The following is a 10,248-nucleotide window of genomic DNA, read 5'->3' on the forward strand; positions in this document are numbered from 1 at the left end:
GCAATCCCGAGAATACCCTACTTTTTTGTCGCCTGTGAAGGCTCCAAATCTTGGTACACAGAATACTTTACGCCATCTTCTTTTTGGAAAAGGGCACGATTTTAATGTATTTTTGCTCGTCTTTTCGATGTCTTCACCGACCCGGATGCGACGTTGGCTTTCCCTCAGGTCTCCGTCAGGAGCTTATTTTAAAAATATAGTGTATAGAGTATCCGGAAAGTTTGTGTGATGAGGCTGAAGGCTGCGATGATTAGAGGACAAGCTTCCAGTCCCTGGAGTTGTTGGCTATCAAGTGGAAAATGGACATGAGCATTTACTTATGACATTTGTGGAAGGTTGTTCCGCGAATCAATATGAATCGGAGGAAGGGCAAGGTTCAGCCCGAGAAACATCGAGATTGAGAAGGGATATAACCAGGAAAATGACGATTGGGACGCCAGATTATATTAATTTGAACATCAGGATGTCAATGACGGATTCATTCGGACTGCTCGAAAAAATAACGAGCTAAACATCGGCATCTCCGCTATAATACGGATAAACCATCATGATGTCGGACTTCATTCAAGAAAGTGAAAGGAGGATTCATGGACGATCAGGCTCTTTCCAGGCTAGGCCGGTACATCCCGTATTTGACGGGAGATCACAAGCTTGTCCGCATTCATAAAGGCTATTCGAATGACGAGAAATACCGTGTCTCACATCCGGATGGTAGGCGGTATCTTTTGCGAATGTTTGATTTGAAGCACTGGAACTCCAAAAAAAGCGAGTTCAATGTCCTGCAAAAAATGGAGAAATACAACGTAAAATGCTCGAGACCGGTTGATTTCGGAGCCGTGGAGCCGTTGGATAAAGGATACATGCTCCTATCCTATATTGAAGGTGAAGATGCCGAGGAGCATATCGGCGCTTTATCCGAACAAGCCCAGTATGCCATTGGGAAGGAGGCGGGGGAAGAGCTGCTCAGGATGCATCAATATACCGCTTCTGCTGAAGTCCCTGGATGGTTCGAACGCAAATATAAGAAGCACAGACAGTACATAGAGCAGTATCAAGCTTGCGGTTATAAGCTGAGGGAGGCTCCCCGGATCGGGTCTTTTATCGATGACTATATTCATCTGATGAAGCAGCGTCCCAACTTATTTCAGCATGATGACTTTCATGTCGGGAACTTGATCATTAAGGATGAGAAGTTGGCGGGGATTATTGATTTTAACCGCTATGACTGGGGCGACCCGATCCATGAATTTTTGAAAACGGGATTATTCAGCAGCGAAGTGAGTGTTCCTTTTGCGATCGGTCAAATCGTAGGGTATCACAAGGGGAGCCATCCGGATGAGCTTTTCTGGAAGTTATATTCCTTGTATCTGGCGATGAGTATTTTTTCATCCATCGTATGGATTCTGCGGGTGAAGCCGGAGGAACTGGATCAGATGTTGGAAAAGCTCCATAGAGTGATAGAAGATCACCATGGTTTTGAAGAAGTCAAGCCCGGATGGTATGCTTAGAGCAGCCTTCGTCCATAACGCAGGCAAGCTGAATCTATGGCACATGCGGAGACCTTGATTAGCCAAGGAAACAGAAGCTTAGCTTGGAAAATATATAAGTATAGGGGGAGAAGGGATGAGAAAATGGTTTGTTTTGTTCACGGTTTTGGCCATCCTTCTGGTCGGGTGCAGCAGCCGTCCGCCAATGCCAAGCCTAACCGCCGATAATATCAAAATTCCGGTCGTTCTGGGCACGTACGCCTGGAAAAACGTCGTTGCAGATGCACCTGGACCGAATTATTTGGTCAAAGACACGGAGTCGGTCACCGTTTCACCGGGTACAGAAGTTACCATTAAATTTTCGGGAAAGCCGGACCGCATGATCCTGTCCAGATGGGAGGGGCAGGAAAGCAGAGAAGAGGTTGAACTTGAGTCTAACAAATTTACTCTTCCGGAGGAAAAAGGGGAGTATATCTACTCCATTCGTGCCGAGTGGGGGAAGAATAAAAGCGGATTATATGCATTTATAGTTAAGGTAGAGTAGACTTAAGCTTCATCGTTGATCGGCTGCCTTGTATTCGGAATAGGACGCTTTATAGAATAATCATATAAATAAGCTCCATCCGGTTGACATGGATAAATTATTTCACTATACTGTTCTGTAATCTTATATGTGATATACGTTGAAAGAGCCCAGTAGTCGCTTAATCCCTGTTCCAGAAAGTCGGGGGTAGTGGAACCCGATACACATTAAGACGGCGAATTACACTCTGGAGTATCTCGGGTAATGTCGAGCGGAATGGCGAACGATATCTCGCCGAGAGCGGCACGAATGGAGCGCGCAAGCGCCGGGTTCCATGGTGCAATCTGGGTGGTAACGCGGTTATACAATCGTCCCTATGTCTACAATAGACAAGGGGCGTTTTTTTATTTTCAACGTAAAATCATCTTACTATGGCAGATATTAATTGAAGGAGTGGCAAGGCAATGAATATTATTGACGAACTCGAATGGCGCGACGCCATCAATCAGCAGACCGACGCCGAAGGGCTTCGCGAATTGACTAATGAGAAATCCATTTCATTATACTGTGGTGTGGACCCGACCGGCGACAGCATGCATATCGGCCACTTGATTCCATTCATGGTACTGAAACGCTTCCAGCTTGCCGGCCATCGTCCGGTCATTCTGATCGGCGGCGCAACGGGGACGATCGGCGATCCGAGCGGCCGCCAAACGGAGCGCTCTCTGCAAACGCTGGAACAAGTCCAGGCCAATGTCGAGGCGCTGACGGCCCAGTTGAAAAAGCTGTTTATCACCGAAGGTGACAACCAAATTCGCATGGTCAATAACTACGACTGGACGCACAAAATCAATATTATCGAATTTCTGCGCGATTACGGTAAAAACTTCAGCATCAACTCGATGCTTGCCAAGGATGTTGTCGCCAGCCGGCTGGAAAGCGGAATTTCGTTCACGGAATTCTCCTACCAGATTCTGCAGTCGATTGACTACCTATATCTGTATGAGAATGAAGACGTACAGCTGCAAATCGGAGGCTCCGATCAATGGGGCAACATTACAAGCGGTCTGGATCTGATTCGCAAGAAGAAAGGACCTGAGGCTAAAGCATTCGGTCTGACCATTCCGCTAATGCTGAAGGCTGATGGCACGAAATTCGGCAAAACGGCAGGAGGGGCGATCTGGTTAGATCCCAACAAAACGACTCCTTACGAGTTCTACCAGTTCTGGGCCAATACCGATGACCGCGATGTCGTGAAATACTTGAAGTACTTCACTTTCCTGTCCAAGGAGCAGATTGACGAGCTGGAGGAGAAGGTACGGACCGAGCCGCATAAGCGCGAAGCGCAAAAAACACTCGCCGAAGAAATGACAAGGTTTGTCCATGGCGAGGAGCTGCTGGAGCAGGCGAAGCGGATCACAGCCGCTTTGTTCAGCGGGGATATTAAATCGTTGACCGCGGACGAGATCGAGCAGGGCTTCAAGGAAATGCCGACGTACGAAGCCACACGGGATTCCAAAAATATCGTTGAATGGCTGGTCGAGCTAGGCATTGAGCCGTCCAAGCGGCAGGCCCGCGAGGACATTACGAAGGGCGCAATCTCGATCAACGGCGAGCGCATCAACGATCTGGAACTGGTCGTGACAGCCGATCAAGCGATCGGCGGACGCTTCATCATTATCCGCAAGGGCAAGAAAAACTACAGCCTGGTCAGATTGTCTTAGACGTAAAGAATGATAAGAAGCTGCCCTTTGGTATAGCAGAGGCGCAGCTTCTTGTTTTGTTTAAGCAAGGTAAGATGACTCCGTCCTGAACAGCTTTTAACTTAAATTCGGCCTTAGTAAAATGTTATAAACTTGCGGTCGTTTCAACCCGTATAAACTCTTTATAATTGTTTTTGGGATTGATGCGGGGGCAGAAGTATGTATATACTGATTGATGACTGGGGGTGTTAAGGATGGCAATTTCAATTGCCGGAAGAAGAAGCTGCTCATGCAAAGCCTGGCATTAGGGCGATACTTTGCATGGGCGGACAGTTATTAGAGCATGTCGCCCGAGAGAGCTTATATCGTTTCTAATAATGGGCTTTGCACCTTGTTTTCGCTTTTATAAAAAATAAGGGGCTGAGAGCATGAACCAACCATTCATTAGAAACCATCAATATAACTTAATCAAAAAGCAGACAGGCCTGCTTAAGAATGCCTGCAGCAACGTTTCCGACCCGAAAGTGGTGGAATCGGTCAGATACAGCGCTCAATCGAAAATGATCGAAGCGTTCCCGGATGCCACAGAGCTTCAACAACAATTGCTGGAGAAGATTTCAACGCTTCATACGGCCGAACAATTCCAGCACTATCTGGAGTCGTTGGAGCCTTATTTGGCGGAGTTTCCGCAAATCACGGGAAAGCAGCTTAACAAGCTGTTCCCTAAAATCAAAAAAATGAAGCAGCCTGATTTGACCGCTCTCGATTACCGCCATCTCACTTATCTGGGCTGGGTAGATATAGCGACAAATAAATTGTTTCTTGTCTATCCTCTGAACGGGAAATTCGTCGGCATCGAGGGTAGATTTACTCCGACGAACAAGGGCGTGTGCTTTTTGTGCAATCGCCACGAAGACGTTGCTTTATTCTCTGCGATTACGAAACACAGACCGGCCAAAGCTTCGCCTGACTACTACAAGGCTATCGGGAACTATGTATGCGTGGACAGCGAAGTTTGCAATAAGAATATTACCGATGTCACCGCACTGGAAAAGTTCGTTCGAGAAGTGACGGGATACGAGGAAATATAATAAAACTATAGAGACCTGGCAAGACGAAAGCCAGGATCATCTATTCGAAACGCAGGGTGACTGCGGCGGCGCCAGGTCGCCCCGCAGCCTCCGGTTTCTTCACCCAGCTGCCGCCGCAGACCACGTCATAAAGTCATGGTTTGTAGATGACTTTCTCTGTCAGCTAAAGCTCAAAGCTCAGGGCAAAATGGCGAATGACCGGACCGGGAAGCCGGAAGCTTTCTCCGGTTTGGGGACAAGATTGAAAATGACGGCGCCGGTTGCCGGAACCTTGTCCAGATTCGTTAATAGCTCTACTTGATAAGTGTCCTGCTCCAGCACATAGTATTCGCTTATAAGCGACCCGTTTCTCCGATAATCGAGACTGGAATCCGTATCGAACGTTTCGTGACCGATCGCCTTAATTTTTCTCTCCTCGAACAAAACCTTCAGCGCCTCCAGAGACCAGCCGGGCACGTGGCTATGGCCATCGTCATCCTTGTTGTTGAAGGCTTCCACATCCGGCCAGCGCTTGCTCCAGTCCGTACGCAGCGCGACGAACGTACCGGGTTCGATACGGCCGTGTTCCTCTTCGAAGCGCAGCAGATCTTCAACGCTTAAGGAGTAATCGTTATTCTCCGCCGCTTCTTTAGACTTATCGATGACCACAAGCGGCAGCACCAATTCCTTCAAATCCAGTTCGTCCAAATATCTCGTATTCCGAACGAAATGAATAGGAGCATCCAGATGCGTTCCATATTGTCCGACAAATTTAAAGCTTTGGGCCAGGAAACCGTCGTCATGGGTAAACATGGCTGAAAATTCGGCGGCGGGAAAGGCGGAAAAATGCGGGGATTCCGGACCAAACGTGTGCGTCAGGTCCACCCATTCTTTTTCCTTCAGCAAGGCAAGGGCTTTGATCAATTCATTCGCCATCGGATCACCTCATCATATTTTCTACAGCTTGCTTAAGCAAAAAATAAAGCCTCATTCCAGAAACAGAAGAGGCTGCGGCAACAGGATGATTCTTCTTATCTTCAAGCTCTACGCTTCCGGAATTAGCACCCTTCACCGGATGACTGGTGCAGAGGCTTCCAAGGGCCAGCCACCCACTTCTTTCGGATAAGAAAATCTGTTATTGACTTCTACTTTAAATGCTTAAATAGCCGAGTGTCAAGGCAGTAAGACAGAGTCCTCTGCAAAAAAAGCGGGGTTTGTTACCCGTTGGCTTTCCTCGGCCAGATAAAATTGGAAATGGTTATGAGCAAATCAATTCCGAGCGCCAATGTCCATACTTTTAATATTTTAGACAGGGCTTCCGTCCGGTCGGGATCGTCAATGAAGTAAATGAGGGCGGCAAGGCATCCGGCGCCGATCAGATAAGCCAGCACGTGTTTCAACCAGCTTTTGAAATAATTGATCGCATACTCCATTCCGTACAGCTTGACCGGTTTGGGGCCTTGCTTGGCGACGTAATAGCGAAACCGTTCGTCTGCCCATTGGATCATGCTTTTGCCGAAGGCAATCGATACCCCTATATAGACGGCGGCAATTGCGTGTGCGGTAGTGGCGGTTGCTCCACGGTACAAATCGACGCCGGTCGTAATTAATAAAATCAAGTCCACAACCGGGGTCAATGCAAGCAGGAACACTCCCAGCTTCTGTTGTTTCAAGACGTATCTAGCAAATAATCCTAAAATAATGACGACCCAGAATGCAATTTCACAGGCTACAATCATCCAGGCTACTAAATTCATGCGAACGCTCCTTCTTCATCGGTGTATTCCTTGTTAACAAGAAACATTATAACAGGAGGCTTTAAATAATACAATTGTATTAAATAAATTGTGTAAAACTTTAGGGTCCGGTATAATAAAAGCATGCCAAAACTAGTGGATCATGAAGAAAGAAGAAATCATATCGCGGAAGCAACCTGGCGGGTCATCTTAAATCAGGGGATGAAGGGGGCGACGGTAAGAAATATTGCCAGAGAAGCGGGTTTATCCTTGGGCGCGCTGCGCCATTATTTCTCAACCCAGGATGAGCTGCTCGTCTTTGCAATGAAACTCGTCAAGGATCGGGCGACGGAGCGCATTCAACAAATCGCTATGTCCGACCTGCCTCCGAAAGACAAGATTTTGAACATTATGCTGGAGCTTGTGCCCTTGGATGAGAATAAGATGGCGGAAATGGAGGTATGGTTTGCGTTCACCTTCTATACAAGGCACAAGAACGATGTGCTTGATGCACAGCATGATGGAATTTATGCCGGAATGAAGAAGCTGATCGATTACATGGACCACCATCACATGCTGCGGAACAACCTGGACAAAGAAATCGAAACGGAAAAGCTGTACGCCCTGATCGATGGGATAGCCATCCATGCCTTGTTGGAGCCGCATCGGGTGAATAAAGAGCGGATTAAAGCCGTTCTGTCCCAGCATCTCGACTCCATTTGCGCTGAAGGCTGAATATCGGCAGTTGGCCGAGTACCGCAGGCCGGAGCTGATTCCGAAGGAAGACTTGACGAAATCGAAAGATTAACGTATGATTTACGTAAATTCAATGTGTAAGGGGAAGTTTTGATGTCGGTGATCGTTCTTAACTCGTAATTGGATAAATTCAGTCATGATGAACAGAGTCGTTTTGCTTGCTGACTGCTATTTCAGCAGGTTTCTTTCGTGATGCTCATCGTGCTGATCTCTTGAGTTAAGAACATGACAATTTCCGCCTGCAGACGGCATAAAATTGCGTGCTCTTCGAGCACGCTTTTTTTATTCGGCCAACGATGCATGTTTGGGCACAGCCAGGGTCGGGGACATCGTCCGAGACACAGATCCCGGAAGGTGCCGGACTTGATCCGCATCGTATTTGCCGTACCGCTATGACAGGGATGGGGAGCGTATGCTCTTACCCATCCCTGTTTTTTTGCAAATATATGGAAGTATAAGTTGGTTTCACCGTATACCTGTTCTTATATTTCATCGGTAAACGCGCCTGTCCAAAGGACGGTGGCAGCCGTTTATCCTTGGTATAGCAGTGGTTTTCACCGTTGAATGCATTCTGCCGACTTAGGCTTATTACTATTATTGGAGGATATGAACCAATGAACGAAATGAATTTGAAGCGACTGGAATATGACAAAATTAAAAATCAACTGATCACTTTCACCATCTCATCTGGAGGCAGAAGCCTGGCCGAGCAGCATCAGCCAAGCCCGGACGAGGCCGTCGTCAGAGAATGGCTGGAGGAGACATCGGAGGCGGCCGCCCTGCTTGCAGCGGGCTCGAGCGTTCCTTTGTCGGCGATGGAAGGGATCGAACCGTTCCTGGCTGCGCTGGGCAGAGGAAGAATCTACAATGAGAAGGAACTCGGCCAATTGACTGGCTGGTTAAGCACGGTAGGACAGATGAAACGTTATATGGACGCTAAGCGGCAGATTGCCCCGACCATCAGCCGCTATTGCGATTCGTTGCATGAATGCCCGGCGCTCCGCGAGCATCTGGAACGCTGTATCCGCAATGGTGCTCTGACCGATCAGGCCAGCGCGGCCCTGGCCGATGCCAGACGTCACATTGTGCTGTTGGAGTCCAAGATCGAGCGCAAGGTGAGCCAGACATTGGGCAAATACAAACATGCGTTGCAGGAGCACCTGGTCAGCCAACGCCACGGGCACTATGTGCTTCCGGTAAGGCGGGATTTCCGCAAGCAGGTGCCGGGTACGGTATGGGATGAATCGGCGAGCGGACAGACCTTGTTTATTGAGCCTGCCGATGTAGCCGAGCTGCATACCGAATGGCAGATGTGGAAAGCGGAGGAGGAGCGCGAGCGGATGATGGTGCTTTCCGAGCTGTCGGAAATGGTGGAAAGCCAAGGCAGCAAGCTGAAAGCGAATTTGGAGGTCATGGCCTCCCTAGACTTCATATTCGCACGTGCCAAGCTGTCCCGCACCTGGGACGGCATCCGCGTTCGGCTATCCGCTCATCCGGTCATCAAGCTTGTCGATGCGAAGCATCCGCTGCTCGGCAAGGAATGCAAGCCGTTGAACGTATCGATCGGACGGCAGTGGAGGCAGCTCATCATCACTGGGCCGAATTCAGGAGGGAAGACGGTCACGCTCAAAACGATCGGCCTGCTGACGCTTATGGTGCAGTCTGGCCTGCTGATCCCCGCCGGGGAAGGAACGGTCTTCGGGATATTCGAGCATGTGATGGCCGATGTCGGTGACGGACAGAGCATCGAGCACTCGCTCAGCACCTTCTCCGCTCATATGGCCAACCTCAAGGAGATGCTGGAGGTGGCAGGAGGCCGATCGCTGCTGCTGCTGGATGAGTTGGCGGCCGGGACCGATCCCGGTGAAGGCATCGCGTTATCGATCGCGCTGCTGGAAGAATTTCTGCGGCGCGGCTCTCTCGTAGCGGCGACGACCCACTTCAACGAGATCAAACGCTTTGCCGCACAAACTCCGGGATGCACGAATGCGCGCATGGTATTCGATCCGGAGACGCTGCGCTCCTTGTATCGTCTGGAAATCGGCGAGGCCGGCGACAGCTTCGCCTTCGCGATCGCCCGCCGCTTCGGGCTGCCGGAGCATGTGGTCGTCAGGGCGGAGGAACGCGCGGCTGCAGGCCGTGCAGACGGGAGCGGCGAGAGGCCGGAAGCGGGCAGCGTAGTGGAATTCATTCCGCTGCCGGATGACGATGAAGAGGAGATTTCGAGGGGGAGTATGGACGCTTCACAAGGCGAAGAATTGTCCCAACAAGCTGCCGGGACGGGAAGCCTTCGTCAGGAGCCTGGAGCCGATCGGCAGCAGCCGGCGGCGAACCGTCCGCTGCAAGTGGGGGACAGCATATGGATTCTGCCGCTGAAGTGTACCGGAACGATACAGCAGTTGATCGATGCCAAGGAGGAGGCAGTGGTTCAGGTGATGGGCAAAAAGCTGACCATCAGCCATCGGTTCTTGTCGCTGGATCTCCCCGTGGAGGAGTCGCATTAAGACTTGAAGGCAGGAAGGCCCCGAGTACTTGCCAAAGCTGCCGCTGCCGTGCCCATCGCTCTGTCAAGGTGATACAGCAAGCGGTCATGGACTCAGACATAAGGTCACTCCGTTTTGCGTCAGTTCCGGGGCATATTGAAAGCTGAAGACTGAACGCATACAAACAATAACAACCACGTCAAATTGGACGTGGTTGTTTGCGTCCGTGCGAAGGCGGCGATAGATATGGTTGCAGAACAGGTTGCCGGGCGATTGGGGAGAAGAAGCAGTAGGGGGTGGGTGATTTAACTGTATTGTATGTAGGTAAATTCAAACGAATAGTAGAAAATGAATTAACTACCTTGAAAATTCGTCTATTTTACCGTCTGCAGGCATCGTTGCAAGCGGAGGAATCGGCTAGGCCCCCTAATTCCGGAGTCCGCACCATAAAAAAATAACCATGTATACAATTCCTCTCTTTTTGGAGGTT

General features: G+C 49.6%; 8 protein-coding genes and 1 pseudogene. 6 read left to right on the forward strand and 3 right to left on the reverse strand.

Annotated elements, in window-relative coordinates:
- Positions 1-587: 587 nt before the first annotated feature.
- The 4 genes from ACTHRH_RS25115 (at position 588) to ACTHRH_RS25130 (ending at position 4,804) form a co-directional block, all read left to right on the forward strand.
- Positions 588-1,508, forward strand: a complete 921-nt coding sequence (locus ACTHRH_RS25115) for an aminoglycoside phosphotransferase family protein (protein WP_379286249.1) — start codon at positions 588-590, stop codon at positions 1,506-1,508.
- A gap of 115 nt (positions 1,509-1,623) precedes the next feature.
- Positions 1,624-2,031 (forward strand): hypothetical protein, encoded by a 408-nt coding sequence (locus ACTHRH_RS25120; RefSeq protein WP_440418180.1) that lies wholly within the window; start codon positions 1,624-1,626, stop codon positions 2,029-2,031.
- A gap of 443 nt (positions 2,032-2,474) precedes the next feature.
- Positions 2,475-3,734, forward strand: coding sequence for a tyrosine--tRNA ligase (tyrS, locus tag ACTHRH_RS25125; protein WP_144933786.1), 1,260 nt, complete (start codon positions 2,475-2,477; stop codon positions 3,732-3,734).
- A gap of 407 nt (positions 3,735-4,141) precedes the next feature.
- Positions 4,142-4,804 (forward strand): FusB/FusC family EF-G-binding protein, encoded by a 663-nt coding sequence (locus ACTHRH_RS25130; RefSeq protein ID WP_440418182.1) that lies wholly within the window; start codon positions 4,142-4,144, stop codon positions 4,802-4,804.
- Between the two features lie 5 nt (positions 4,805-4,809).
- Here ACTHRH_RS25130 and ACTHRH_RS25135 read toward each other — a convergent pair.
- The 3 genes and pseudogenes from ACTHRH_RS25135 to ACTHRH_RS25145 all read right to left on the reverse strand — a co-directional run.
- A pseudogene (locus ACTHRH_RS25135) lies at positions 4,810-4,934 on the reverse strand (formylglycine-generating enzyme family protein); the annotation flags it as partial.
- Positions 4,935-4,981: 47 nt separating this feature from the next.
- Positions 4,982-5,719, reverse strand: coding sequence for a cyclase family protein (locus tag ACTHRH_RS25140; protein WP_440418184.1), 738 nt, complete (start codon positions 5,717-5,719; stop codon positions 4,982-4,984).
- 281 nt (positions 5,720-6,000) lie between these two features.
- A complete protein-coding gene (locus ACTHRH_RS25145) occupies positions 6,001-6,540 on the reverse strand; it encodes a hypothetical protein (RefSeq protein ID WP_440418186.1) in 540 nt (179 codons plus the stop codon).
- 123 nt (positions 6,541-6,663) lie between these two features.
- On the opposite strand from ACTHRH_RS25145, the gene ACTHRH_RS25150 reads away from it, so the two are divergent.
- Together ACTHRH_RS25150 and ACTHRH_RS25155 are read left to right on the forward strand one after the other, a co-directional pair.
- The gene (locus ACTHRH_RS25150; RefSeq protein ID WP_150960592.1) at positions 6,664-7,254 is read left to right on the forward strand and encodes a TetR/AcrR family transcriptional regulator; all 591 of its coding nucleotides are present in this window, start codon (positions 6,664-6,666) and stop codon (positions 7,252-7,254) included.
- 635 nt (positions 7,255-7,889) lie between these two features.
- Positions 7,890-9,779, forward strand: a complete 1,890-nt coding sequence (locus tag ACTHRH_RS25155) for an endonuclease MutS2 (protein ID WP_440418188.1) — start codon at positions 7,890-7,892, stop codon at positions 9,777-9,779.
- The last annotated feature ends 469 nt before the right edge of the window (positions 9,780-10,248 follow it).

Origin of the sequence: Paenibacillus sp. SAFN-117 (assembly GCF_051966115.1) — a bacterium.
GTDB lineage: Bacteria > Bacillota > Bacilli > Paenibacillales > NBRC-103111 > Paenibacillus_L > Paenibacillus_L residui.

Coding starts and splice junctions, on each gene's coding strand:
- ACTHRH_RS25115 (WP_379286249.1), top strand. CDS start 588: ATGGACGATCAGGCTCTTTCCAGGCTAGGCCGGTACATCCCGTATTTG.
- ACTHRH_RS25120 (WP_440418180.1), top strand. CDS start 1,624: ATGAGAAAATGGTTTGTTTTGTTCACGGTTTTGGCCATCCTTCTGGTC.
- tyrS (WP_144933786.1), top strand. CDS start 2,475: ATGAATATTATTGACGAACTCGAATGGCGCGACGCCATCAATCAGCAG.
- ACTHRH_RS25130 (WP_440418182.1), top strand. CDS start 4,142: ATGAACCAACCATTCATTAGAAACCATCAATATAACTTAATCAAAAAG.
- ACTHRH_RS25140 (WP_440418184.1), bottom strand. CDS start 5,719: ATGGCGAATGAATTGATCAAAGCCCTTGCCTTGCTGAAGGAAAAAGAA.
- ACTHRH_RS25145 (WP_440418186.1), bottom strand. CDS start 6,540: ATGAATTTAGTAGCCTGGATGATTGTAGCCTGTGAAATTGCATTCTGG.
- ACTHRH_RS25150 (WP_150960592.1), top strand. CDS start 6,664: ATGCCAAAACTAGTGGATCATGAAGAAAGAAGAAATCATATCGCGGAA.
- ACTHRH_RS25155 (WP_440418188.1), top strand. CDS start 7,890: ATGAACGAAATGAATTTGAAGCGACTGGAATATGACAAAATTAAAAAT.